The sequence below is a fragment of the Cupriavidus sp. SIMBA_020 genome (assembly GCF_046535395.1).
In the GTDB taxonomy this organism is placed as follows: domain Bacteria; phylum Pseudomonadota; class Gammaproteobacteria; order Burkholderiales; family Burkholderiaceae; genus Cupriavidus; species Cupriavidus campinensis.
The window spans coordinates 1-251 of sequence record NZ_JAWRWU010001232.1 but is presented as its reverse complement, the minus strand read 5'-3'; the positions used below and the strand labels follow the sequence as shown (position 1 = coordinate 251).

Below are 251 nucleotides of genomic sequence, written 5' to 3'. Positions count from 1 at the left end.
AGCGCGGTTTGATATCGCGCGCCGCATGCACGCGTACCGGAACGCATCCGCCATGCGCTACGGCAGGCGCGCGCCGCCCCGGCTGAATCCGTAAAACGGCGCGGCCAGATCCTCCACAAACTGCGAGCGGCGTTCGACGCCGCTCCTGTCACGCACCGCATCGGTATCGAACCGGCCGCCGCCTTTTCGTCGCAAGCCTGCATTTTTCCGCTCGGCTCGGTCGCCACCCGCGCCGGTTGTGCGGCTTCGCG

1 pseudogene is annotated in these 251 nt (G+C 68.5%); it reads right to left on the bottom strand.

Annotation, left to right across the window (positions count from 1 at the left end):
- Window positions 1-57 precede the first annotated feature (57 nt).
- Window positions 58-251: pseudogene (locus tag SB751_RS33455) on the bottom strand (hypothetical protein); the annotation flags it as partial.